The sequence below is a fragment of the Pantoea sp. X-Soil-ISGK-421 genome, assembly GCF_059730785.1.
On sequence record NZ_AP035979.1, the window covers coordinates 1,293,175 to 1,316,552 of the forward strand.

The 23,378-nt window shown below is 57.3% G+C and carries 20 protein-coding genes; 14 read left to right on the forward strand and 6 right to left on the reverse strand.

From position 1 onward, the window contains the following. Positions 1-118: 118 nt before the first annotated feature. Positions 119-2,563 carry a DUF3772 domain-containing protein gene (locus AC6I8K_RS05975; protein ID WP_483817045.1) on the forward strand — a complete coding sequence of 815 codons (2,445 nt, stop codon included), beginning with the start codon at positions 119-121 and terminating at the stop codon, positions 2,561-2,563. A 91-nt stretch (positions 2,564-2,654) separates the two neighbouring features. On the opposite strand, the gene dld is transcribed toward AC6I8K_RS05975, so the two are convergent. Beyond that, entirely contained in the window at positions 2,655-4,364 is a 1,710-nt protein-coding gene (gene dld, locus AC6I8K_RS05980; protein WP_483817046.1) for a D-lactate dehydrogenase, read from the reverse strand. A 156-nt stretch (positions 4,365-4,520) separates the two neighbouring features. On the opposite strand from dld, the gene bglX reads away from it, so the two are divergent. Together bglX and AC6I8K_RS05990 are read left to right on the forward strand one after the other, a co-directional pair. Then, a complete protein-coding gene (bglX, locus tag AC6I8K_RS05985) occupies positions 4,521-6,818 on the forward strand; it encodes a beta-glucosidase BglX (RefSeq protein ID WP_497826375.1) in 2,298 nt (765 codons plus the stop codon). Positions 6,819-6,930: 112 nt separating this feature from the next. Continuing rightward, positions 6,931-7,794, forward strand: a complete 864-nt coding sequence (locus tag AC6I8K_RS05990; protein WP_064740649.1) for an oxygenase MpaB family protein — start codon at positions 6,931-6,933, stop codon at positions 7,792-7,794. 2 nt (positions 7,795-7,796) lie between these two features. On the opposite strand, the gene AC6I8K_RS05995 is transcribed toward AC6I8K_RS05990, so the two are convergent. Next, positions 7,797-8,090 carry a hypothetical protein gene (locus tag AC6I8K_RS05995; protein WP_064740650.1) on the reverse strand — a complete coding sequence of 98 codons (294 nt, stop codon included), beginning with the start codon at positions 8,088-8,090 and terminating at the stop codon, positions 7,797-7,799. Between the two features lie 225 nt (positions 8,091-8,315). On the opposite strand from AC6I8K_RS05995, the gene AC6I8K_RS06000 reads away from it, so the two are divergent. From AC6I8K_RS06000 to idi, 3 genes are all read left to right on the forward strand, one after another. Continuing rightward, positions 8,316-9,428, forward strand: a complete 1,113-nt coding sequence (locus AC6I8K_RS06000; protein WP_497826376.1) for a suppressor of fused domain protein — start codon at positions 8,316-8,318, stop codon at positions 9,426-9,428. A 152-nt stretch (positions 9,429-9,580) separates the two neighbouring features. Beyond that, positions 9,581-11,476: a methyl-accepting chemotaxis protein gene (locus AC6I8K_RS06005; protein ID WP_497826377.1), complete on the forward strand. Its 1,896-nt coding sequence runs from the start codon at positions 9,581-9,583 to the stop codon at positions 11,474-11,476. A 229-nt stretch (positions 11,477-11,705) separates the two neighbouring features. After that, a complete protein-coding gene (idi, locus tag AC6I8K_RS06010) occupies positions 11,706-12,239 on the forward strand; it encodes an isopentenyl-diphosphate Delta-isomerase (RefSeq protein ID WP_064740653.1) in 534 nt (177 codons plus the stop codon). Positions 12,240-12,310: 71 nt separating this feature from the next. Here idi and AC6I8K_RS06015 read toward each other — a convergent pair whose 3' ends face one another. Beyond that, complete coding sequence (locus AC6I8K_RS06015; protein WP_497826378.1) at positions 12,311-13,777, reverse strand: MFS transporter; 1,467 nt, start codon at positions 13,775-13,777, stop codon at positions 12,311-12,313. Positions 13,778-13,992: 215 nt separating this feature from the next. On the opposite strand from AC6I8K_RS06015, the gene osmF reads away from it, so the two are divergent. Genes osmF through AC6I8K_RS06035 form a run of 4 tightly spaced genes read left to right on the forward strand, consistent with a single transcriptional unit; the run spans position 13,993 to position 17,730 of the window. Further along, complete coding sequence (gene osmF / locus AC6I8K_RS06020; protein ID WP_483817050.1) at positions 13,993-14,901, forward strand: glycine betaine ABC transporter substrate-binding protein OsmF; 909 nt, start codon at positions 13,993-13,995, stop codon at positions 14,899-14,901. A gap of 3 nt (positions 14,902-14,904) precedes the next feature. Continuing rightward, positions 14,905-16,071 carry an ABC transporter permease gene (locus AC6I8K_RS06025; RefSeq protein WP_497826379.1) on the forward strand — a complete coding sequence of 389 codons (1,167 nt, stop codon included), beginning with the start codon at positions 14,905-14,907 and terminating at the stop codon, positions 16,069-16,071. Next, entirely contained in the window at positions 16,064-16,999 is a 936-nt protein-coding gene (locus AC6I8K_RS06030) for an ABC transporter ATP-binding protein (protein ID WP_483817052.1), read from the forward strand. The genes AC6I8K_RS06025 and AC6I8K_RS06030 overlap by 8 nt, the downstream gene beginning before the upstream one ends. Further along, positions 16,999-17,730, forward strand: a complete 732-nt coding sequence (locus AC6I8K_RS06035) for an ABC transporter permease (RefSeq protein ID WP_483817053.1) — start codon at positions 16,999-17,001, stop codon at positions 17,728-17,730. The genes AC6I8K_RS06030 and AC6I8K_RS06035 overlap by 1 nt, the downstream gene beginning before the upstream one ends. Here the strand turns inward: AC6I8K_RS06035 and AC6I8K_RS06040 are convergent. Together AC6I8K_RS06040 and AC6I8K_RS06045 are read right to left on the reverse strand one after the other, a co-directional pair. Next, on the reverse strand, positions 17,711-17,818 hold the full coding sequence (locus AC6I8K_RS06040; RefSeq protein ID WP_007887822.1) for a YohO family small membrane protein: 108 nt from the start codon (positions 17,816-17,818) through the stop codon (positions 17,711-17,713). The two genes, AC6I8K_RS06035 and AC6I8K_RS06040, sit on opposite strands and share 20 nt — an antisense overlap. Before the next feature lie 82 nt (positions 17,819-17,900). Next, positions 17,901-18,635 carry a MerR family transcriptional regulator gene (locus AC6I8K_RS06045; RefSeq protein ID WP_497826380.1) on the reverse strand — a complete coding sequence of 245 codons (735 nt, stop codon included), beginning with the start codon at positions 18,633-18,635 and terminating at the stop codon, positions 17,901-17,903. Positions 18,636-18,786: 151 nt separating this feature from the next. On the opposite strand from AC6I8K_RS06045, the gene AC6I8K_RS06050 reads away from it, so the two are divergent. Both AC6I8K_RS06050 and AC6I8K_RS06055 read left to right on the forward strand, forming a co-directional pair. After that, positions 18,787-19,350: a helix-turn-helix domain-containing protein gene (locus tag AC6I8K_RS06050; protein WP_483817054.1), complete on the forward strand. Its 564-nt coding sequence runs from the start codon at positions 18,787-18,789 to the stop codon at positions 19,348-19,350. Then, a complete protein-coding gene (locus AC6I8K_RS06055; protein ID WP_497826381.1) occupies positions 19,347-19,865 on the forward strand; it encodes a GNAT family N-acetyltransferase in 519 nt (172 codons plus the stop codon). Before AC6I8K_RS06050 ends, AC6I8K_RS06055 begins: the two co-directional genes overlap by 4 nt. Positions 19,866-19,937: 72 nt before the next feature. Here the strand turns inward: AC6I8K_RS06055 and AC6I8K_RS06060 are convergent, their stop codons facing one another. Continuing rightward, a complete protein-coding gene (locus AC6I8K_RS06060; RefSeq protein ID WP_497826382.1) occupies positions 19,938-20,909 on the reverse strand; it encodes a LysR family transcriptional regulator in 972 nt (323 codons plus the stop codon). A 155-nt stretch (positions 20,910-21,064) separates the two neighbouring features. On the opposite strand from AC6I8K_RS06060, the gene argH reads away from it, so the two are divergent. Next, entirely contained in the window at positions 21,065-22,492 is a 1,428-nt protein-coding gene (argH, locus tag AC6I8K_RS06065) for an argininosuccinate lyase (RefSeq protein WP_497826383.1), read from the forward strand. Positions 22,493-22,502: 10 nt separating this feature from the next. Then, positions 22,503-23,378, forward strand: a complete 876-nt coding sequence (locus AC6I8K_RS06070; RefSeq protein ID WP_483817058.1) for an amino acid ABC transporter permease — start codon at positions 22,503-22,505, stop codon at positions 23,376-23,378.

Below are 23,378 nucleotides of genomic sequence, written 5' to 3' on the forward strand. Positions count from 1 at the left end.
CGCCAAAGTTTTACACCTTCATTCCTATAGTTTCAGTGTCGGCAACGTCTTAAACTAGCCGCCATTCACCATCGCACTTGCGTTTATCGGCTGTTATTACGCTGGAATCTTATTAAATATGTTCACGTTCCGTTGCTTACTTACCCCGTTTTTACTGCTGCTGGTGTGGTTAACCCCGGCGCTGAGCTTTGCGGCCGATAGTGCCGTCACCGACCAGCAAGAGGACGCTGCACCGAAAGTTAATGCGTCGGTCGAGCTGCCTAAAATGCAGAAAATTCTCGACAAAATTAAAGGTCAGGTGTCGGGCGATACCAATGAAAGCCAGCTTAACCAACTCAATGAGATGGCGCTGGAGCTGTCCGGAAATGCCGAAACCCTCGGCCAGGCGCTGGTCCCACAGCGTCAGCAGCTGGATGCGCAACTGGCGGTGCTTGGCCCGGCGCCAAAAGCCGACAGCGGCGTGAAAGAGACGCCTGAAGTCACACGCAAACGTGCGGCGCTGGAGAGCCAGAAAGCCAAACTGGACGATCAAATCAAGCAGGCCGATGGCATCAAAAACGGCGCGCTGGTGCTGTCGTCGCAGATTGTCAACCTGCGGCGTGACCAGCTGAAAAGCCAACTGGCGCTCAATTCCGGCAGTATTCTCGGCCCGCGTTTCTGGGCGCCGTTGGTCAGCAGTCAGGATCTTGATGGCGAAAAAATCAGTGACTTCCGCGACGAACTTAAAGACACGGCAGCGCTGTCATGGGAATCAGGCTGGCGCGTTGGCACTGTCGCCTGGCTGATGGCGGCGGTATTGGTGATGACGCTGGGTCGCCGTTACAGCGAAGAGTTCTTTGCCTGGGTCAGCATTCATAAAATGCCGGAAGGACGTTTACGGCGTAGCTTCCTGGCATCAACAACGGCACTGACCACGCTGGCCGCGGTGGTGCTGACTTTCAACTTTATCGCGCTGGCCTTTACGCGCCGTGATGAAGTTTCTGGCGATGTGCAGGATTTTGTTGATCGTCTGGTGCAGCTTAGCGTTTATTGCGGCTTGATTGCCGGTTTAGGGCGCGCCTTCCTCTCTACGCGTCGTCCAAGCTGGCGTTTACCTGCCATTTCCAACGAAGTGGCGCAGGCGTTGAAGCCGTTCCCGCCGTTTACCGCGGCGCTGGTGTTTGTTTTCCAGACGGTTGAAGCCTTTAACTACAGCGTGGGCACCAGCCTTAACACCACCATTTTTGCTAACGGCCTGACCGCACTGCTGATTGGCTGCACCGGTCTTGCTATTAGCATGCGCGTAAACCGCGTGCGTCGCCGTATGGCGCTGGAAGGCAATCAGCCCGAAGCGCGCTCGACGTTGGTGGGATTGGTGCAGTTGGCGTTAATGCTAACCGCACTGGCGGTCCTGATTTCACTGATCATCGGTTATGTTACGCTGGCGCGCTTCCTCAGCTATGAGTTGATTTGGTGCGGCATTCTGTTTGGCTCGTTCTATTTCCTCAGCCATCTGGTGCAGGACGGCTGCGAAAGTCTGTTCTCCACCAGTAATGTGACCGGCAAGCGTCTGCAAACGTCGCTTAACATCGACGAGCGTCATTTACAGCAGGCGGCAACGCTGCTGAGCGCGCTGGGTAAAACCTTGTTGATTGCCATCCTCGCGCTGGCATTGTTGAACGGCACGTTTGCCTCCTCAACGCCAATTGAGCTGATCCAGAAGGTGATTGAGTTCTGGGGCGGCAAAGGGCTGGAGTCGCTGAACATTGTGCCGGCGCATATGGTCAATGCGATTCTGTGTCTGGTGGTGGGAATTTACGTGCTGCGCTCGGTGCGTCGCTGGCTGGACAAAGACTTCCTGCCAAAAACCACCATGGATGTCGGCATGCGTGTGTCGCTGGTGACGCTGTTCAGTAACATCGGTTACGTGCTGATTATCCTGCTGACGCTGTCGATTATGGGCCTGCAATGGAACAAACTGGCATGGATCGTCAGCGCCTTGTCGGTCGGTATCGGTTTCGGCTTACAGGAGATTGTGAAGAACTTTATCTCCGGTCTGATTCTGTTGACGGAACGTCCGGTGAAGGTGGGCGATTTAGTCAGCATCAGCGGCATTGAAGGGGATATTCGCCGTATCAACGTGCGCGCCACCGAAATTCAGCTGGGCGATAAATCGACGGTGATCGTACCGAACTCGCAATTCATCTCGCAAAACGTGCGTAACGCTACCATGGGCAACGCGCAGGGTGTGGTGACCATCCAGCTAACCTTCCCGCTGGATATTGATCCGGTGAAAGTACGTGAAATCCTGCTGGAAGTGTATCAGGAGAACGAGCGTATTCTCGACACGCCAGAGCCGTCGGTATCGTTCAAAGATTTGACACCTGCGGGCATCGTGTTGAGCGTCACCGGTAACGTTTCGGGTCAGCGCCAGATTTCCGGTGCCAAGAGTGATTTGCTGTTTGATATCCTGACGCGTCTGCGTAAAGAGGGCATTATGCTGTCAACGCCGCAGACCATGATTATTGAACGCCGCGCTTTGGCAGCGGCTGCGCAAGAGCAGCAGGGCGAGCAACTGCCGTAATTCCGGCGCCCCATATGACCAGGTCGGCATGAATGCCGACCCTACATGTAAGGTGGCCATTCATGGCCACCTTTTCAACAACCGCACGTATTCAAACCTTTACCGCCCAACCCTTCTGCTTACTGGTTTTACCAATCCCCGGATTAAAACTGTTGGTGGGATCCAGCTGCTGATAAAACGCCTGCAGCTGCGGTTTTGCCTGATACAGGTGGCCAACGTTATGCTCAGCCGGATATTCGGCACCGCGCGCGGCTAAAATCGCCAACATCTTCTCTTTCAGCGCATGCGCATCCACGCCTTTCTTCACAATGTAATCCTGATGGAACACGTGGCAGAAGAAGTGGCCGTAATAGAGGCGATGGCTTAAGTCCTTGTCGATTTCGGCAGGCAGGTGCTCGAACCACGCTTCATCGTTACGACGCAGCGCGATATCCAGCGCTAAAATGTCTTCCACTTCATCAGCATGTACCGCGTGATAACGCACGGCGGCGCCAGCGGCGGCAAAGCGATGCAGGAACGCGTGCGCGCCCTCTTTGGCGTCGCAGGCGAAGAACGCGCCGCCGCCTTCGCGGAAATATTCGCTCAGATAGGCCTGCGCTTCGGCCACGCCGTCGCCAGACATCTTCAGCATCAGGTGATGCTCGTATTTATCGCGATACTGTTTCAGGCGTTTAGGCAGATGCGCCGGCAGCCAGCTGCTGACGCGCTGCAACAGGCGATCGCTGAGATGCGGTTTCACCCAGCTGAGCTTGCCCAGCCAGGCATCAACACGGCCTTTGAGGGTGAAAAACAGCGGCATTTTGTCCGTGCCGAGCTTGTCGATCATCACGAAGGTATCTTTGCCATACACCTCGGCGATATCGAAAATGTCGCGGTGCATATATTCGCCCGCCACCGGCAGATGCGTAAATTCCGCCAGAATATGACGACGAATATCGCCCAGTTCAGCCGGATTGTTGGTGCCGATATAGAACACCTGCTGCTGCGGTTCAGTGGGGAAGGTATCCAAACGTACCGCAAAAACCGCCAGCTTACCGGCGCAGCCAGACGCTTCAAACAGGCGGCGCTCATCGGCGTTGAAGCGCGCGGGCGTATCCGCATTGATATCGCGCACGCGGTCGGCATACTCGTGATCCGAGGCGTGACGTTCATCCCAGCGCACATCATTCTGCTGCCAGCGATCGTCATCCAGGCGACCGAGCATCTCTTCCGGCGAATGGCCGAGATCGATGCCGAGATGGTTCACCAGCTTGAGTTTGCCGCTGGCATCAATCTGCGCAAATAGCGCCATTTCGCTGTAGGCCGGACCGCGCTTGATCAGCGAGCCGCCGGAGTTATTGCAAATCCCGCCCATCACCGACGCGCCAATACAGGACGAGCCGATCACCGAATGCGGCTCACGCCCGAGCGGTTTTAGCGCTTTTTCCAGCTGATACAGCGTGCTGCCAGGGAAGGCGAGGATCTGTTTGCCGTTGTCGATCAGCTGCAACTTATCCAGACGCAAGGTGCTGATGATTACCACTGGACGATCATAATCGTTACCATTCGGCGTGGAACCTTCCGTCAGGCCGGTATTGGCGGCCTGCATCAAAATGATCGCATCGGCGCTAACCAGCGCCTGCAACGCACGCCATAGCTCCAGCAGTGAACCGGGGAAAATCACCGCCAGCGCTTCACCTTCGCCAGAGCGAAAGCCTTTACGGTAGCGTGCGGTCTGTTCCGCGTCGGTTAACAGGTTCGTCGATCCAACGAGGCGACGCAGGTCGGCGAGCAGAGTAGGGTGCGAAGTGTTGTTATTCATTGGCCTGTCCTTGTCTTTAACGTGGCGTTTCTACTGTAGCATGCGTAAGCCGCAAGGGGCGCGGTGTGACATTGGCGGCTACCTGCTATCCTCATCTTGTGGCAAACTGCCCCGGTTATTTCGATATTGCGCAGTCACTTAAGAGAACCCGACCTGATGAAATGGATTTACTCTGTTAGCCTCGCTGTCTCCTTAGCCATTCAGCCCGCTTTCGCGGACGACCTATTTGGCCCACACCCGATGACTGAACAGGCGCGCGACGCCTTTGTGAATCAGCTGCTCAGCAAAATGACCCTTGATGAAAAAATCGGGCAGATGCGTTTGATCAGCGTAGGACCGGATACGCCAAAATCGGCGATTCGCGACATGATTCAGCACGGTCAGGTCGGCGCAATCTTCAACACCGTGACGCGCCAGGATATCCGCGCCATGCAGGATCAGGTGATGCAGCTCAGCCGCCTGAAAATCCCGCTGTTCTTCGCCTATGACGTGGTGCACGGTCAGCGCACCATCTTCCCGATTCCACTCGGCCTGGCGGCGAGCTGGGATCTGGATGCCGTGGCCGAGGTGGGGCGCGTTTCAGCCTACGAAGCGGCAGATGACGGTTTGAACATGACGTGGGCGCCGATGGTCGATGTATCACGCGAACCGCGCTGGGGCCGTTTTTCTGAAGGTTTTGGTGAAGATACCTTCCTGACCTCACAAATGGGCAGCACCATGGTGAAAGCCATGCAGGGCAAAAGCGCGGCGGATCGCTTTAACATCATGACCAGCGTGAAACATTTTGCCGCCTACGGCGCGGTGGAAGGTGGGCGTGATTACAACACCGTCGACATGAGTCCGCAGCGGCTGTTCCAGGATTATCTGCCCCCGTATAAAGCCTCGCTTGATGCCGGCAGCGGCGGCGTAATGGTGGCGCTCAACTCGCTCAATGGCACGCCGGCAACCGCGGATGGCTGGCTGCTGAAAGAGGTGCTGCGCGGCGACTGGAAGTTTAAAGGCATCACCATCAGCGATCACGGCGCGATAAAAGAGCTGCTGAAACACGGCGTGGCCAGCGATCCGCAGGACGCGGTGCGCATTGCGGTGAAATCCGGCGTCGACATGAGCATGAGCGACGAGTACTACAGCAAATATCTGCCGGGCCTGGTGAAAAGCGGCGCGGTGAGCATGGCGGAAGTGGATGATGCCGCGCGGCATGTGCTGAACGTCAAATATGACATGGGCCTGTTTAACGATCCTTATAGCCATTTGGGCGCGAAAGAAAGCGATCCGCAGGACACCAACGCCGAAAGCCGTCTGCATCGCGCTGAAGCGCGTGACGTGGCGCGTAAAAGCATTGTGCTGCTGAAAAACTGGCGTGAAACGCTGCCGCTGAAGAAAGACGCCACCATTGCGTTGGTGGGACCGTTAGCCGATAGCCAGCGCGACATTATGGGCAGTTGGTCGGCCGCAGGTGTAGCGAAACAGTCGATTCCGCTGCTGCAAGGCGTGCGTAATGCGATGGCGGGCAAAGGCACGGTGCTGTATGCCAAAGGCGCTAACATTAGCGATAACAAAGGCGTTCAGGACTTCCTCAATTTGTATGAGCAAGCCGTGAGTGTGGACAAACGTTCACCGCAGGAGCTGATTGATGACGCGGTAGCGCAGGCGAAAAAAGCCGATGTGGTGGTGGCTGCCGTCGGCGAAGCGCAGGGCATGGCGCACGAAGCATCCAGCCGCAGTGAACTGTCGATTCCGGAAAGTCAGCAGAAGCTGCTGGCCGCGCTGAAAGCCACCGGTAAACCGCTGGTGATCGTGTTGATGAACGGCCGACCGCTGACGGTGGTGAAGGAAGATCAGCAAGCCGATGCGATGCTGGAAACCTGGTTTAGCGGCACCGAAGGCGGCAACGCGATTGCCGATGTGCTGTTTGGCGATTACAACCCGTCGGGCAAGCTGCCGGTCTCCTTCCCGCGTTCGGTGGGTCAGATTCCGATTTACTACAACCATTTGCCAACCGGTCGTCCGTATAACTTCGCCAAGCCGAATAAATATACTTCGCATTATTACGACGCGGTGAATGGTCCGCTCTATCCGTTTGGTTACGGTCTGAGCTACACCACGTTTACCGTGTCGCCAGTGAAAATGTCCTCGCGTACCATGCCGCGTAACGGCTCGGTGGAAGCGTCAGTGACCGTCACCAACAGCGGCAAACGCGACGGTGCCACTGTGGTGCAGCTCTATCTTAACGATCCGGTGGCCAGCATTAGCCGTCCGGTGCAGGAGCTGCGCGGCTTCCAGCGCATCATGCTGAAAGCCGGTGAATCGCAGACCGTGAAGTTTAGGATCGATGTTGATGCGCTGAAATTCTGGAACCAGAAGATGCAGCACGTTGCCGAGCCAGGCAAAATTAACGTGATGATTGGACTGGATTCGGTGCGCACCCAGGATGCGCAGTTTGATTATCTCTAAGTAAGGCAACGCCGTTTGGCCAGGTCAGCATGAATGCTGACCCTACATGTTATGCTTCACAGATCTGTAGGGTCGGCATTGATGCCGACCAGGCCAATGAGCGCATCAACCCATGAACATTCGCGAACGCATCCAACAGCAAGTTTTCCGCCTTAACGGCCTGTCGCTCAACGAATTCGATATCTCGCAGCCGCCTGGCGATCCCGGCTTATTTGGCCCGGATCATGTTATCTGGCGCGTACACGGCGACTTCACTTCGATGCTGTGTGGCGGCATCAGCGCCCTGATGTTGCAGATGCTGCATCCGGCAGCGCTGGCGGGCGTGTGGGATCACTCCAATTTCCGTCAGGACATGATGGGCCGCCTGCGTCGCACCAGCCAGTTTATTGCCGTCACCACGTTCGGCAATACCGCAGATGCCAACATCCTGATCGAGCGCGTCAAACGGATTCATCTGCGCGTCAGCGGCGTCGATAATGCTGGCAAGCCCTATGCCGCCAGCGATCCCCATCTGCTTACCTGGGTGCACGTCGCCGAAACCAGCCGCTTTCTGGCGGCACATCTGCGCTACAAAAATCCGCAGCTCAGCCTGGCCGATCAGAATCGTTATTATCAGGAAGCCGCGCGGGTGGCCGAAGCGCTTGGCGCGCAGCAGGTGCCAAAAAGCGTGCAGGCGGTTGAGGAGTATCTACAGAGGATGCGGCCCGCGTTGATCTACGATGCGCGCACCCGGGAAGTGATGCAGCTGTTAATCAACGCGCCTGCACCGAGCTGGCAGGCAAAACCGGCAATGCGGGTGATGCTGAAAGCGGGGATGGGATTACTGCCTGACTGGGCGCAACAGCAAATCCAGCAGCCGGTTGGTCCGCTCAGCCAGTGGCGAGTCGATCGGGAAATTGCGGTGCTCGGCGGGCTGCTGCGCTGGTCGATTCAGCGCGGCGCTTATTCACGCGCCATGCAGCGCATGGGCCGTTAGCGTTACAGGTTTAGCTCATCCTGCTTCTGCGTGTAGGTGCGCGGCGTGCGCGCTTCACGTTTCAGCGCCAGCTGACGCTGTTGGTAATGATGCAGCAACATCCCCAAGCCGAGCCCGATAAGTGCCAGCGGCAGCAAGCTGTAATAGATATCAATGGGTAACAACACCAGCAACGCCACGCCGCTTAGCACAATGCTCAGCGCCGACATCACCCACGTATAGCGGATAAACAGCCACACCAAAAGCGCGAAAATCACCACATCGCGCACGTTCAAATCAAGGTTTTGCAGCACCATGTTGACAGATCCACTGAGGCGAGTGCGCAGACAATATCATGCGGCATGACAAAAGAATCGCGAATTAATGTGAAGCGTGTCAGCGCGTTATGCGGCTATTCATCAGCTACGCTCATCTATTCATCCCTGCACTTTGAGAGTTTTACCCTTGTGTCACATGGCACGAGTGCCGATCCTGCTCTATTCTCGGGGAAAATGGATTCCTCCAGGTAATATCGAGGCGTTATGACCCACCAACCTCTGATTGCTGAGGTGCCGAATCAGCAACACACACTAACCGCTATCGTTGAGCAGGATGCGCGTACGGCCTATTTTTACATCTGGCCGAACGACCTGTTTCGCAGTCAATACGCGGTGCGCGGCTGCTGGCTGCGTAATCTGCTGCCTGCGCCGGCGCAGGAAGATCGTGAAGCGATGGAGCAGGGCATTGCGCCGCTGCTGAGTGCCGAGTATTGCCGTACGCTGGAAGCTGAGCCGATGCTCGATCCCGCCGGCTTACAGGTGCTGTGGGAGCCCAGCGATGACGGCGCCGCGCTGTGGTATTACGGCCAACTGCTGGCGGTGATCCCCGGCTGGAGTCTGTATCAGGATAAGCAGGTGAGTTTTTCTGCTGCCTGCATCAAAGAGAATCGCCTGACGGCGCCGCTCGGTTCGGCCTCCACCAACGATTACTATGCGCGCGCTGAACAGCAGCGTCACTTCTGGCGTGACTGGCACGACGGTCATCTGTGGGATGTGGTGCAGCGTGAACTCATGCAGTGCTATCAGGCGCAGTTTGGCGAGTCGATAAAATATTACGCCATCGATCAAGGTAACTGGCCGCCGATGGCGATTTCACAGCATTGGCATAATGGTGTTTGGTACTTCCTCACGCTTGGCATGGGGATCCGCCCGATGCCACAGGTCGATCACCTGTTTGACGAGCTGGCCCCGCAGTATCGCCGTGTTGAGCTGGCGATGGCGGTGGACGGAGAAGTGATGACCGAAGCGAATGCGGTGCAGATGGCGAGTGCACTGGCGGAGTTTGCTCATCTGCCGTGGGCGCGTCTGACCTGGATTGGCGAAGGGCATACTTTGGCATCAGAAGTGGCGCCGGTTGGCTTTGAAAGTTTCCTGCTGGCGAATGATCTCGCTCCGGAAGCGGCGCAGTTCCGCCTGCCGAAACGCGAGGGCGATCGGGTAAATCTGCTGTGGTCTACGCCGATAACCGAAGCCGAACGCCAGTTCGCGCAGGCTGACGATCGCGGTGGCCAGCAGCTGCTGCAGCGTTTGCTGGTGGACGGGAATAACCATGTGTTTCGGCCACGGCAGGAAGTGGTGGAAACCCCCGCACCGTAAATCAGGTCGGCATCGTGCCGACCTTGCGATTTTTAAATTATCACCCAAATCAACTATTTCACTTCTTTGTGATCTCGCTCACCTCAAGATCCCCTTTAACACGCCGTTAACCTCGATCAGGCAACTCGCCAACCAGGGTAAGGGCACACAACATGTTCAAAACAACACAATCCCGTTTCACCGCGACGCTGGTCGCTTTTTTTGCGGGTCTGATGCTGATTACCGTGCTGGTAATCAATCAGTTCATCGCTCCGCAGCTCTCACATAATGAAAGTCGTTTGGTGCGTTACGAAGTGGACGGCCTGGCCGGACGCATTGTCGAGCAGATGAACCGTGTGCAGGCGCAGCAGCGCGCTATTACTGAAGCCGCTGGCGTGATGGACAGCGCCGCCATCGACATCTTGCTGCCCGCCTTAGTCAACCAATATCAGGACAGCAACGTGTTCGGCGGCGGCATCTGGCCGTTACCTAATCGTCGCGATCCGGCGAAAGAGAAAAACAGTTCGTTCTTTGCGCGAAACGCCAGCAACCAGCTGCAGGTTAATACCTACTGGAACTCTGACGCCGCCGACAAATACTGGGAGCAGTCCTGGTACAAAGACGGTTTAGCCGCGCCGAAAGGCCAGTGTGCCTGGGCGAAAGCCTATCAGGATGCCGCCAGCCCGCAGCCGCGAACCAACTGCGCCATGGCGATCTATCGCGATGGCACGGCGTGGGGCGTGGCAACGATTGACGTGACACTCGGCTTCTTCAACCAGCTGGCAAAACAGATGGGCGAGGCGATTCAGGGCCGCGTATTGATTGTTGAAGCCGACGGCAAAGTGGTGGGTAACGCCGCGCTGGTGGATGACGCACCGAAGCTGGAAAACCTTGCTGATACGCAATTGCCGATGGCATCTGCGCTGAAAGGTTTGTTAGCGCAGGCGGGTAGCCAACCGATGCAAAGCACCTTTGAGGGTGAAGATGGCGAACACACGCTGTTCGTACAGGCGATTGCTGGCAGCCCGTGGTATCTCGCCAGCGATGTGCCGTCCAGCTTGCTGGATGCGCAAACGCATAGCATGTTGACGCGTCTGGGTCTGGTGCAAATCCCGCTGGCGGTGATCCTGCTGCTGGTGCTGCTTGGCTTCGTGCGCGCCATGATGAAACGCCTTGCCTTGCTGCATCGTAACATCGAAGCTTTATCAACCGGCGGCGCCGATTTGACGCAGCGTCTGCCCGCCAGCAACAGCCCGGAATTCAACGCCGTGGCGCAGAGCTTCAACCAGTTTATCGCCTATCTGCAAGGCCTGATGCGCCAGGTGGGCGACAGCGCATTGGCCATCACGGCGGCTTCGCGTGAAATCGCCAGCGGCAACGCCGATCTCTCGGCGCGTACTGAATCGCAGGCCAGTTCGATTGTTGAGACGGCCGCGTCGATGGAAGAGTTAACGGGCACGGTGCGCCAGAACGCCGACAACGCCACGCACGCTAACCAGCTGGCAGATGGCGCCTCGCAGGTTGCTGCACGCGGCACGGAAGTGGTGCGTCAGGTGGTCAGTACCATGGGCGCGATTAACCACTCCTCGCGTAAAGTGGTGGATATTATTAGCGTCATCGACAGCATCGCCTTCCAGACCAATATCCTGGCGTTGAACGCGGCGGTAGAAGCGGCACGTGCCGGGGAACAGGGACGCGGTTTTGCCGTGGTGGCATCGGAAGTGCGTAACCTGGCGCAGCGTTCGGCTAACTCGGCGCGTGAAATCAAAAAGCTGATCGAAGAGTCGGTGGCCAACATTGATACCGGCAGCGATTTGGTCGAGCAGGCTGGTCAAACCATGGATGAGCTGATGCAGGGCGTTAGCAGCGTCACCACGTTGATGAGCGAGATCATGTCGGCGAGCCGCGAGCAGAGTTTGGGTATCGATCAGGTTAACGTGGCCATTACCCAACTCGATGGCAGCACCCAGCAAAACGCCGCGCTGGTCGAGCAGGTTTCTGCCGCCGCGCAAGCGATGGAGCAGCAGAGCGTGCAGCTGGAGCTGGTGGTGCAGAGCTTTAAGTTGTAATTGATAACACCCATCGTAGCGGCGCCGTTCAGTGCGCCGCTACAGATTAATGCCCTGTGCCACACCGTAATCTCCTCTCTAAACACCTTTCCCCGCCTTTTTATGCTGAATTCTCCGCAGGCTGCTACGCTTTAATGTGCCCACGTTAACGCACGGAATGTGCGCTATTTCCTCCATCAACCCTTTGGCGGTTGTGTACAATAGTTGCGAATTTTCCGAAGGAGATGTCATGTCCGCCATTGAAGTTATTCTCGTTGACCACCTCGATCGCCCTATCGGCAAAATGGAAAAGCTGGAAGTGCATGAAAAAGGATTGCTGCATCGCGCGGTGACGGTTTACGTATTCAATTCGCGACATGAAGTGCTGCTGCAACGCCGTGCCAGCAGTAAATATCATTGTGGTGGATTGTGGAGTAACACCTGCTGCAGTCATCCGTATCCGCAGGAATCCACGCGCGATGCCGCTGAACGCCGCTTGCGTGAAGAGATGGGCATGAATGTGGCGCTAACGCCGGTGTTTGAATTGAGCTACAACTTGCCGCTGAGCAACGGCTTAACCGAGCATGAATACGGCCACGTGTTCTTCGCCATCAGCGACGAGCAGCCGGTTCTCAATCCGGAAGAGGCCGATGCATGGTGCTATCGCTCGATTGCGCAGATCCAGCAGGAGATGGCGGAAAATCCACAGCAATTCACGCCGTGGTTCCTGCACACGTTTCCGCGCATTCCCAATACGCTGGGTGATTTCCGTCTGACTGCATGATTGCACATTCCGTAGCGGCGCAATAAATTGCGCCGCTACAACATGTGCTCGGTGACGTCAGTGTTCAGGTATCACTGAAAATCTTCCGCATCCACGTCGTATCCTGACGGTTCCCAGCGAATCGCCAGTAGCGCCAGTAAACCAATCAGCGGTGCGAGGAAAATCACCCAGAACACGCCAGTTCCAAACGCCGCCACCAGCAGCGGGAAGGCGAACAGCGACACGGTAGAGCTGCCGCGCATCAGCGTCTGGTTGAAGCCGACGCCCACACCGCGCAGCGAAGCCGGATAACTCAACGACGCAAACGTCATGGTATGCGAGCCGGGACCAAAGCCCTGACCGAACAGGAATAGCGCCAGCATGGCAATCGCCACCGCCGCTTGTTCGCCACCTTCCGGACGACCAATCAACGCCAGCCCAAGCAGCGCCACGCATTGACAGGCGTAACCCGCAACCGACATCTTCCACGCGCCGAGACGCGGCACCAGCCGCACCGCCAGTAAGCCGCCGACAAACGCAAACAGCAAATTCAGCGCCAGCGACACCAGAATGGTGGTCAGCATCGATTGCGCAAAGAAGCTGGAGATAATCACCGGCAGGCCAAACGCCACCGCGTTATAGGCAAATGACGAGGCGATGGAGGTGACGGTAGCCAGAATGGTACGACGGCGATAGACGCCCTGCAGCAGCGCGCCGTAGTTGCGCCAGCTGGCTTTACGTACCGCTTTCTGCGGCGTCAGATCGGCATCATCCGCCACCTGCGCGTTAATGTTATAGGCTTTACGCAGAATCTCGGCCGCCCCTGCAAGGTTGCCCTGGTTTGCCGCCCAGATCGGCGATTCACTCATGTAGCGGCTGCGAATGGCGATGATCAGCAGCGCAGGCACCGCACCAAAACCCAGAATCAAACGCCACAGCCAATCGGTGTGGGTTTCTGGCAATACCGCATACAGCAGCAGTACCAGCAGATAAGAAATACTGATCGCTGCGTACCACGTCGGACACCACATCGCCACGCTGGCGGCCTTATTACCTTGTCCGCGCAGCTTCGAGAATTCGGCGAGAAACGCCATTGCCACCGGCAAATCGATGCCAACGCCAAGGCCCATCACAAAACGCGCGCCCGCTAGCACATACTCGTTCGGCGCAAAGGCACAGGCTAACGCTGCCACCACGAAGAAAAACATATCGGCCATGAACACGCGATAACGACCAATTTTGTCGGTGAGGTAGCCACCAATCAGCGCGCCGACGATCGCACCAAAGGTAATCGCCGACGCCACCATGCCGGTGCCCGCGGGCGTCAGCTGGAACTCGCGCGTGACGTCTTTAATACCAAAGGCCAGGGCGCCGAGATCGTAGGCGTCGAGGAACACGCCGCCCAGCGCAATGGCGATGACAATGCGCGCGTTGCTGCGCGATTCGTTGCTGTTATTTACCAACCCGGAGACATCGGCCGCGCTGCGGATCCACTTGGTCTCACCGGTTGGCGTATTCCCTGCCTGCGCGACGTGCGCCGGAGATGCTAAATCGGTCATGATGTTTTGTAATTTATTGTAATGAGTGGGCCTGTGAGCATAATCCGCCGGCCCGGCATCGAAAATTCAATTTGGGTATAAGTGCTGCGATTTGGTTATAACCGAAGCGATATTGATAGCAAAAAAAGCACGAAGTAAGCCGCTTGACCGCGCCCATCCCCATTCGCCAGGCTACGCTTGATCGTTACACAACGAAAACAAATGAGGGAAGCGAGATGATAAAGCAGGGTTTATGGGGAATGATGGCATTGGCAATGAGCGTGTCTGCGGCGCATGCAGCGGATGCGGTGAAAGTCGGTTCTAAGATTGATACCGAAGGCTCGTTACTCGGCAACATCATCCTGCAGGTGCTGGACAAACATGGGGTGAAAACCGTTAACAAAATTCAGCTGGGGACCACGCAAGTGGTGCGCGGCGCGATCACCGCCGGCGAGCTGGATATCTACCCGGAATACACCGGCAACGGCGCGTTCTTCTTTAACGATGAGAAAGACGCCGCGTGGAAAAACGCGCAGCAGGGCTACGAGAAAGTGAAAAAACTCGATGCCGAGAAAAATCATCTGGTATGGCTGACGCCCGCGCCCGCCAACAATACCTGGACCATTGCGGTACGCGGCGATGTGGCGCAAAAAAACAACCTCACTTCACTGGACGATCTCAGCGCCTACCTGAAAAAAGGCGGCACTTTCAAACTGGCGGCGTCAGCCGAATTTATTGAACGTAGCGACGCGCTTCCGGCCTTTGAGAAAGCCTATAACTTCAAGCTGGAGCAGTCGCAGTTACTGTCGCTGGCCGGCGGCGACACCGCAGTGACCATCAAAGCGGCGGCGCAACAAACCTCCGGCGTGAATGCGGCGATGGCGTATGGCACCGATGGTCCGGTGGCGGCGCTGGGTCTGCAAACGTTGAGCGATCCAAAAGGCGTGCAGCCGATTTATGCCCCTGCGCCGGTGATCCGCGAAAGCGTGCTCAAGCAATATCCTGACATCGGCAACTGGCTGCAACCGGTCTTCAGCAAGCTGGATGAGAAAACCCTGCAGCAGCTGAATGCGCAGATCGCGGTGGATGGTCAGGATGCCAGCCAGGTGGCGAAACAGTGGTTACAGACCAATAAGTTGCTGTAAGCAGTGTTGTCGCTGTTATTGAGACCGCGCCAGCAGCCGGTGCTGCTGGTGTTGATCGTGCTTATCACGCTGGCGCTGTTTGCTTTGCCGCTGCTGAGCTTTGCCGCCAATCGGCTGGTCTCCGGCCAGCCGCTGCCGTTGTGGCAGGTGACCAACAGCGCACTGTTGTTGCTACCGCTGGTGTGGCTGTGGCAGGGCTTATGGTGGCCACCGCGCCGCATCAGCGCCGTTACCTTGCTGCTGGCGGCCGAAGTGCTGCTGGCCTTACTCATCTGGCTGGCGGGTGCGCAGGCCAGCGAACTGGCGAACAACGGCAGCCCGCTTGCACGCACCGCGTTTGGCAGCGGTTTGTGGTGTGCGGCAGCATTAACACTGCTGCTGGCGGCGGAAGCGGTACGGCAAATCACGTGCAGTACGCCGTGGCGCATTGTGCTCAACCTGCAAATCTGGCTATTGCCGCTGGCGCTGTTACTCAGCGGCCATCTCGATCGTCTCTCGCTCATGAAAGAGTACGCTAACCGCACGGCGGTGTTTGATGCGGCCTTCACGCAGCATTTGTGGCTGCTCGGCGGCACGCTGCTGCCAACGGTGCTGATCGGTTTGCCGCTCGGTCTGGCGATTGCGCGTCGTCCGCGCTGGCAAAATGCAGCGTTCAGCGTGCTCAACCTGATTCAAACCGTGCCGTCGGTGGCGCTATTCGGCTTGCTGATTGCGCCACTGGCGGGATTGGTGGCGCATTTCCCACTGCTGGCGCGTTGGGGTATTAGCGGTATCGGCATCGCACCGGCCTTGATTGCTTTGGTACTTTACGCGCTGCTGCCGCTGGTGCGCAGCGTGGTGGCCGGTTTGCAGCAGGTGCCGCAGGAAGTGCGTGAAACCGCGCGCGCTATGGGCATGAGCGCGTGGCAACAGTTCTGGCACGCCGAGCTGCCGCTGGCGCTGCCGGTGTGGCTCTCCGGTTTGCGCGTGGTGGTGGTGCAAACCGTTGGCCTGGCAGTGGTCGCCGCGTTAATTGGCGCAGGTGGATTCGGCGCCATTGTTTTTCAGGGATTGCTGAGCAGCGCGCTGGATCTGGTGCTGCTGGGCGTGATTCCAGTGGTGGCGCTGGCGGTAATTTTTGATGCACTGCTGCGTTTACTGTCGGCACTGCTGGAGAGACGTCATGATTGAATTCCACCAGGTGAGCAAAGTGTTCGCCGGAAAAGAGGCGATACGCAATTTATCGCTGAAGATTGAGAAGGGCAGTTTTACCGTGCTGATCGGCACCTCAGGTTCCGGCAAATCGACCACGTTGAAGATGATCAACCGGCTGGTGGAACACGATAGCGGAGAAATTCGCTTTGCCGGCGAACCCATCGAACGTATGGACGCCCGTGCGTTGCGCCGCCGCATCGGTTATGCCATTCAGTCAATTGGTCTGTTTCCGCACTGGAACGTGGCGAAGAACATCGGCACCGTGCCATCGCTGCTCGGCTGGCCGCAGGCGAAGATCAACCAACGCGTCGACGAACTGTTGGCGCTGCTCAATCTCGATCGCCATTTGGCAACGCGCATGCCGCATCAGCTGTCGGGCGGACAGCAGCAGCGCGTCGGCGTGGCGCGCGCGCTGGCGGCCGATCCCGAACTGTTGCTCATGGATGAGCCGTTTGGCGCGCTCGATCCGGTCAACCGTCTGGCGCTGCAACACGAGATGCTACGTATTCAGAAAATGTCCGGTCGTACCGTGGTGCTGGTGACGCACGACATCGACGAAGCGCTCACGCTGGCCGATCAGCTGGTGCTGATGGATGGCGGCGAAATTGTGCAGCAGGGCAGGCCGATCGATCTGCTGACTCAACCGGTGAATGACTTTGCCCGTGAGTTTTTTGGTCGCAGCGAGCTGGGCGTGCGGTTGCTGGCGCTGGGGCGTGCGGGCAACGCGGCGCGGCGCGGGGAATGGCTTGATGTCGAACCGATTGCCGAATCGCTGACGTTGCGTGAAGCGCTGTCGCAGTTTATTGCACGCCGCACTGACAAATTACCGGTAATCGATCAGCATCAACAGCCGCTCGGCGTGCTGCATTTCAGCGATCTGCTGCGCCAGCGGGAGGCGAGCTGATGCGGCTGTTACGCGATCCGCTTTACTGGCTGTTGGCGGCATTTCTGCTGTTGCTGTGGGGCTTGCCGCACAGCGGTCCATTGTTTGCACATTGGTTTCCGCAGCTGGAGCGCCCGTTGTATCAGCAGGAGAGTTTCTGGCGTCTGGCGCTGGCGCATCTGGCGTTAGTGGTGAGCGGCAGTGTGTTGGCATTGGTGGTCGGCGTGGGTTGCGCGGTGTTTGCCACGCGTCATGCCGGACGCGCCTTTCGTCCACTGCTGGAAACCGTTGCGGCGGCCGGGCAAACCTTCCCACCCGTTGCGGTATTAGCGATTGCGGTGCCGGTGATGGGGTTTGGTGCTGCCCCGGCGGTGATGGCGCTGTTTCTCTACGGTTTGCTGCCGATTTTGCAGGGTACGTTGGCGGGCTTAGATAGCGTACCAGCCAGCAATCGTGAAATCGCTGTGGGGCTTGGCATGGGGCCGTGGCGACGCTTGTGGCAGATTGAGCTGGCGCTGGCGGCACCGGTGATCATGGCGGGCGTGCGGACCTCGGTGATGATCAACATCGGCACAGCAACCATCGCCTCTACGGTGGGGGCGGAAAGTCTGGGATCGCCGGTGATCATCGGTTTAAGCGGCTTTAACACCGCCTATGTGATTCAGGGCGCGCTGCTGGTGGCGCTGCTGGCGTTAATTTGCGATCGCCTGTTAGAGCGCGTGCAGCGCAAACTTAGTTGGTATGCACAATAAGGCTGTAGCCAACCAGCATCATGCCGCCCATGCCGCCAAGCGCCATGATGGCAAACAGGGAACCGATAAGGAGTTTATTCCAGTTCATGAGGAGACCTGAGAAAAGAAATTTAGGGCGGCATGATAACGCGCACACCACGCCAGGCAAAGGCCGTGTGTGCGATTTTTACTTATGCGGGATCGTGCAGGTGAACAGCAAAACCTTGTGCCTGCCAGTGTTCAAACTGCTCAACCTGGCGACGTGTCGGTTTTTTGCCGGTCCAGATAAACAGGTTTTGACCGGGGAATAGCTCAGGGCGCGGCATGTCCAGCGGCTCCGCCAACACATCCATGCGCCAGCCTTGCTGCGACAAGCGCCAGGCTTCCAGCCAGATGCGGGTACGATCTTCCACCGCCCAGCCCACCATCAGCGCATCTTTACCGGCTTTTTTACGCGCACCGGCCAGGCAAAACGCCACATAGTCAATCAGCGCGCCGTCAAGCAGGCTGCACATGGTGCGCGCGGTATTCTGATCCAACCCCAGACGCTGACGAACCGGCACGAACACGTGATCGATCAGCGCATCCACCGGATGTTCCCGGCCGATGGTGGCAATTTTGGTGCGTAATTTCGCTGGGCGAACGTGCCGCAGCACGCTCATCAACTCTTCCTGTAACGCCGACCAGCCGTCATGCACATTGATGGTGGCACCTTCCAGCAACGCTTTCACTTTGCCGACGGGCACACCGCTCTCTATCCAGCGTTTTATCTCTTCGATACGCTGAACATCTTCATCATCAAACTGCCGATGACCACCTTCGGTGCGCTGGGGTTTTAACAGACCGTAACGTCGCTGCCAGGCGCGAAGCGTTACCGGGTTGATTCCACAGCGTTCGGCAACATCCCCGATACTGTATAAGGCCATAAAGTCCTCAAAAATTCTGACCTGCATAACAACACCTTAACCCCCATGCTTGGGTTGTACAATGATTTTTTAGTTGTACAACTTGACCGGCTGGCTTAAATACGGTCATATCTCATATGTGAGATTAATTTCCCATAAATGAGAGGTGAAGATGTCTGCTTCGGATACCGACGATAGATTGGCGGCGCGACTGGCCGAATTACGCGTACAACGCGGTTGGTCATTAGATGAATTGGCGATGGCGACCGGCATCAGTCGGGCATCATTGTCGCGCATTGAACGCGCCGAAACTAGCCCCACAGCCGCTTTGCTTAACCGACTTTGCGTGGCCTATGGTGTGACCATGTCGCGCTTGCTCAGCGAGGTGGAAGAGGAGGCGGCGCTGCTGCTGAAAGCGGAGCAGCAGCCGGTGTGGCATGACGACGCCAGCGGTTTCCAGCGCCGTAACGTATCGCCGCCCGCCAGCCACTTTAAAGCGGAAGTGGTGGAAGGCGTGCTGCGTCCGGGCGCGCGTATTGATTACGATGCGCCGCCCATTCAGGGACTGGAGCAGCATATCTGGCTGCAATCAGGCGAGTTGACCATCAGCATGGACGATCAGCACTGGACGCTGCAGGCGGGCGATTGTCTGCGCTTCCATCTCACCGGCAAATCTGCGTTTGCCGCCCATGCGGAAGGCGGCGCGCGCTACATTTTGGTGGTATGCAAACCATGATTGAAATTGAACCTCTCAGCGCCACTCAGGCGCAGCCGCTGCTGGCGGCATTGAGTGATGTGCTGCAAGCTTGTGTGGCCGACGGCGCCAGTGTGGGCTTTATTGATGCAGACGATCGCGACGCCATTGAGCGCTTCTGGCAGGACAAAATTTACAGTCTGGCGAGCGGTGATAATCAACTGCTGGTGGCCTATCAGCAGGGCGTGATGGTGGCGACGGTGATGGTGGGTTTCAGCGCAATGCCCAACGGTCGCCATCGTGCGGAGATCAGCAAGCTGCTGGTGCATCCACAGGCCCGGCGTCAGGGCATTGCGCGCCGCTTGATGCAACAGGCCGAGCAGCGGGCGGCGCAGCAGGGCAAAACCTTGTTGGTGCTGGACACGCGCAGCGGCGACGTGGCGACGGATCTGTATTTGTCGATGGATTGGCAGATTGCCGGATCGATTCCTCATTATGCGGAGTCAACTGAAGGCGTGCTGGATGCCACCACGGTGATGTTTAAGCAGCTGCGCTGACCAGGTCGGCATAAATGCCGCCCCTACCGTAGGGTCGCCATTCATGGCGACCTCTGCAAACCCTGCACCAACTCAGTGCGCCGCTTCCGCCTCAGCAATCCCCAGCGACTGCATAAACAGCCGAATGATCGGGTTTATTTTGCGGCCCTTTTTCATCAGCAGACAAAACGGGTTTTCCCGGCGAATCGAATCATCACCCAATTCGCATAGCTGACCGCGCGCAATAAAGGTGGCGGCATAATGATCCGGTAAATAGCCAATGAAATGGCCGGTTAAAATCAACATGGCGACAGATTCAACCTGAACCGCTTGCGCACCGCTGTCCTGCAACGGAACGATGCGATGATCGTCGCGTGGCGTCACATATAAATGATTAATAATTTTTTGCTCACGTAATATGTCGGAAGAGATAGTTTTATCACGGGAGCCTGAATATAAAGGATGTGACATGGAGCAATATAATTTTGAATATTCCGTATAAAGCGGAAAGTAATCAAAATCACTTTTCATTTCATAAACCGGTGCAATACCACAATGAAAACGGCCCTCACTGATGCCGCGCTCAATATCATCTAACTGGGCGGTTTGCAGTCGAATTTGCACTTTTGGCGCTTTCTGGTGCAGCTGTTGCACCGCCGCGGTGACCGGCGATTGCGGATCCGAAATGGTATTATCCACCACGCAAATCGCAATGTCGCCCAGCAGTTCGTTGCGGCTATTGTGCAGCCGCTCACGAAACAGATTCAACGACACGAACAGTTCCAGCGTGGCTTGGTAGACGTTGATGCCGTATTGGGTGAGCTCAAAACCCTCGCGTCCGCGGCTGCAAAGTGTCATGCCGAGACGAATCTCCAGATCGGACACCTGCTTGCTGATCGCTGCCAGACCAATATTCAATTCGTGACTGGCGGCGGTTAATCCGCCCGCTTCCACCACGCATTTAAATACCCGCAGTAATTTTAAATCGATATTACTCAGTGCCAGAACTGCATTATCGCTGCGATTATTTGCATTGTTTCCGGACTGGGAAACTTTACTTTCCATTTTTGCTATTCAACTCCGGAATAAATACGGTGATTGTACAGTGAACCTGAAATGTGACTTTAATACCAGCGTAGCCAGGAAATAAGTTTTTGTTATCGCTGATTGATTATTCATATCTTTTTCATATCGCTGAATTATCTGTAAGGGGAAATAGCATGTCTGATAATGCCGAACTGTTATGGGGCGCGCGTTTTAAAGCGGCACCGGCGGCGAGTTTAACCGCGCTGTCTCGTAGCCCGGATTATTACTTTGCATTGGCACCTTACGATCTGGCGGGCTGCCGGGCGCATGCCCGTGAACTGGCGCGTGGGGATCTGCTGAGCGCAGAAGAACTCCGCACCATGCTGGCGGCGATTGACGCGCTGGACGCCGAATACCGCGCCGGTCAGCTGCATCCGATTGCCGCTGACGAAGACGTCCACACCTTTATCGAACGTGCGCTGACCGAACGTTTAGGACCGCTGGGCGGCAAGCTGCGCGCCGGGCGTTCACGTAACGATCAAACCGTCAACGACCTGCGTCTCTATCTGCGCGACAACGGCCGCAAGGTGGTTAGCGCGCTGCTGAGTTTGCAGCAGGCGCTGGTCGAGCAGGCGGCGCAGCATACCGAAAGCGTCGCGCCCGGTTTTACCCACCTGCAACAGGCGCAGCCGATTGTGTTTGGCCATCAACTGCTGGCGCATGCGCAATCCTTTGCCCGCGATATTGAACGTATGCAGGATTGGGATCGCCGCAGCGCGCGTTGTCCGCTCGGTGCTGCGGCGATGGCCGGTTCCGCCATTGCCCGCCAGCCAGAGCAAGCCGCCGCTGATCTTGCCTATCTTGCGCCGTGCGAAAACTCCATCGATGCCGTTGCCAGTCGCGATTACGCCGCCGAATTCCTGTTTGTCACCAGCATGATTGGCATCAACCTGTCGCGCTTGTGTGAAGAGGTGTGCATGTGGGCGTCACGTCAGTTCCGCTGGGTGGAGCTGCACGACAGCTACGCCACCGGCAGTTCGATCATGCCGCAAAAGAAAAATCCGGACATCGCCGAACTGACGCGCGGTCGATCTGGACGTCTGGTCGGCAACCTGATGGCGCTGCTCACCACCATGAAAGCGATGCCGCTCTCCTACAACCGCGATCTCAGCGACGACAAACGCAACGTGATAGATGCCGTGGATACGCTGCTGCTGGTGCTGCCGGCGATGGCGGGCATGATGGCGACGCTGAAATTCAACACCGAGGTGATGCGAGAGCAGGCACCGGACGGCTTCACGCTGGCGACCGAAGTGGCCGACTGGCTGGCGATGCGCGGCGTGCCCTTCCGCGAGGCGCATGAGATCACCGGCCAACTGGTGCAGCTGTGCGAGCGCGAAAGCTGCGGCCTGGCGGATCTCAGTGATGCGCAGCTTCACGCAGTGGATGCGCGTTTAACGCCAGAAGTGCGCAGCGCGCTGACGCTGGAAGCCGCGCTGGCCGCGCGCAGCGGCTACGGCGGCACCGCGCCGGTGCGGGTGCGTGAACAGTTGGCTCGTTTGCAAACTTTGATGCAGGACCAGCAGCGCTGGACTGAAGATTACGCTGGCCCACGCGCCTGAGGAGATCGCTATGTCGACAACGCCCATTGAGCCGAGTTTGAACAACAGCCGCGAGCAGACGCATTACGATCTTGACCGCTATCAGGTGGTGCCACGTCGCTATTACGGCCGCATCACAGCATCAGCGGTGATTTTGGTGCTGCTGGCGCTGCTGGTGAACGCCTTTGCTCACGGCAATATTGAATGGTCGTTTGTCGGCCAGTTCTTTACGGCCCAGGCAATCCTCAACGGCGTGGTCAATACGCTGATCATGTCAGTGCTGGCGATGGGGCTCGGCGTGCTGTTTGGCGTCATCACCGCCATCATGTACATGTCGCCGAATCCGGTGCTGCACTATATCGCCGTGGGCTACGCGTGGATTTTTCGCGGCACGCCGCTGATTTTGCAGCTGCTGCTGTGGTTCAACCTTGCGCTGGTGTTTCCCACCATCAGCATTCCCGGCGTATTCAGCGTGCAAACCGTCACCATCATGACGCCGTTCCTCGCCGCGCTGCTCGGTTTGAGCATCAATCAGGGCGCGTACACCTCGGAAGTGGTGCGCGCCGGCCTGCTGTCGGTGGATACCGGGCAATACGAAGCGGCGAAAGCCATCGGCATGCCGCGTCTGCAGGCGCTGCATCGCATTATTCTGCCGCAGGCGATGCGCGTGATTCTGCCGCCGGTGGGCAACGAATTTATCAGCATGATTAAAACCACCAGCCTTGCCAGCATGATTCAGTACTCCGAACTGCTCTACAACACGCAAACCATCTACTTCGCCAACGCGCGCGTAATGGAACTGCTGTTCGTGGCGGGCATCTGGTACCTGATTGTGGTCACGCTGCTGTCGTTTGGACAGAGTCGGCTGGAACGTTATTTCTCACGCGGCCATCGTCAGCGTCAGTAA

What these genes read in the sequence shown, in the direction of transcription:
- AC6I8K_RS06045 (WP_497826380.1), bottom strand. Translation starts at nt 18,635, where the DNA reads ATGGCCTTATACAGTATCGGGGATGTTGCCGAACGCTGTGGAATCAAC.
- AC6I8K_RS05995 (WP_064740650.1), bottom strand. Translation starts at nt 8,090, where the DNA reads ATGGTGCTGCAAAACCTTGATTTGAACGTGCGCGATGTGGTGATTTTC.
- AC6I8K_RS06035 (WP_483817053.1), top strand. Translation starts at nt 16,999, where the DNA reads ATGCGGCTGTTACGCGATCCGCTTTACTGGCTGTTGGCGGCATTTCTG.
- dld (WP_483817046.1), bottom strand. Translation starts at nt 4,364, where the DNA reads ATGAATAACAACACTTCGCACCCTACTCTGCTCGCCGACCTGCGTCGC.
- AC6I8K_RS06070 (WP_483817058.1), top strand. Translation starts at nt 22,503, where the DNA reads ATGTCGACAACGCCCATTGAGCCGAGTTTGAACAACAGCCGCGAGCAG.
- osmF (WP_483817050.1), top strand. Translation starts at nt 13,993, where the DNA reads ATGATAAAGCAGGGTTTATGGGGAATGATGGCATTGGCAATGAGCGTG.
- AC6I8K_RS06050 (WP_483817054.1), top strand. Translation starts at nt 18,787, where the DNA reads ATGTCTGCTTCGGATACCGACGATAGATTGGCGGCGCGACTGGCCGAA.
- AC6I8K_RS06005 (WP_497826377.1), top strand. Translation starts at nt 9,581, where the DNA reads ATGTTCAAAACAACACAATCCCGTTTCACCGCGACGCTGGTCGCTTTT.
- AC6I8K_RS05975 (WP_483817045.1), top strand. Translation starts at nt 119, where the DNA reads ATGTTCACGTTCCGTTGCTTACTTACCCCGTTTTTACTGCTGCTGGTG.
- AC6I8K_RS06015 (WP_497826378.1), bottom strand. Translation starts at nt 13,777, where the DNA reads ATGACCGATTTAGCATCTCCGGCGCACGTCGCGCAGGCAGGGAATACG.
- bglX (WP_497826375.1), top strand. Translation starts at nt 4,521, where the DNA reads ATGAAATGGATTTACTCTGTTAGCCTCGCTGTCTCCTTAGCCATTCAG.
- AC6I8K_RS06030 (WP_483817052.1), top strand. Translation starts at nt 16,064, where the DNA reads ATGATTGAATTCCACCAGGTGAGCAAAGTGTTCGCCGGAAAAGAGGCG.
- AC6I8K_RS06040 (WP_007887822.1), bottom strand. Translation starts at nt 17,818, where the DNA reads ATGAACTGGAATAAACTCCTTATCGGTTCCCTGTTTGCCATCATGGCG.
- argH (WP_497826383.1), top strand. Translation starts at nt 21,065, where the DNA reads ATGTCTGATAATGCCGAACTGTTATGGGGCGCGCGTTTTAAAGCGGCA.
- AC6I8K_RS06055 (WP_497826381.1), top strand. Translation starts at nt 19,347, where the DNA reads ATGATTGAAATTGAACCTCTCAGCGCCACTCAGGCGCAGCCGCTGCTG.
- AC6I8K_RS05990 (WP_064740649.1), top strand. Translation starts at nt 6,931, where the DNA reads ATGAACATTCGCGAACGCATCCAACAGCAAGTTTTCCGCCTTAACGGC.
- AC6I8K_RS06000 (WP_497826376.1), top strand. Translation starts at nt 8,316, where the DNA reads ATGACCCACCAACCTCTGATTGCTGAGGTGCCGAATCAGCAACACACA.
- idi (WP_064740653.1), top strand. Translation starts at nt 11,706, where the DNA reads ATGTCCGCCATTGAAGTTATTCTCGTTGACCACCTCGATCGCCCTATC.
- AC6I8K_RS06060 (WP_497826382.1), bottom strand. Translation starts at nt 20,909, where the DNA reads ATGGAAAGTAAAGTTTCCCAGTCCGGAAACAATGCAAATAATCGCAGC.